Raw genomic sequence first — 273 nt, 5'->3', positions numbered from 1 at the left:
CCTTAGAAAGGTTTGTATTTTCAGGTGAATCGATTTCCGGCAGCTCTTCCCTGTCTTCAAATAGGTATTCTTTCCCTTTATGATCTGTAAGGGTGATCTGTATTGTATTTTTTTCACGAACTGCCTTAAGTGTATGGACATTGGACCAAACTTCAGCAGAGGTGTTCCTATTGAGTATAACCTCTTTTATATATTGAAGTTTATTATTATTGAATTCATACACAAAGTAGACTGCGTACTCTTCAGTAAAGCCCGGAAATAATAAAATTCCCG

Annotated in this window: 1 protein-coding gene; it reads right to left on the bottom strand. The window is 36.3% G+C overall.

The window, feature by feature from the left end:
- The coding region (locus SB689_RS23125) for a hypothetical protein (RefSeq protein ID WP_410694400.1) at positions 1–273 on the bottom strand (273 nt) is incomplete at both ends.

The organism is Chryseobacterium sp. SIMBA_038 (genome assembly GCF_046535115.1).
GTDB lineage: Bacteria > Bacteroidota > Bacteroidia > Flavobacteriales > Weeksellaceae > Chryseobacterium.
This window is presented reverse-complemented; position numbering and strand designations above follow the sequence as displayed.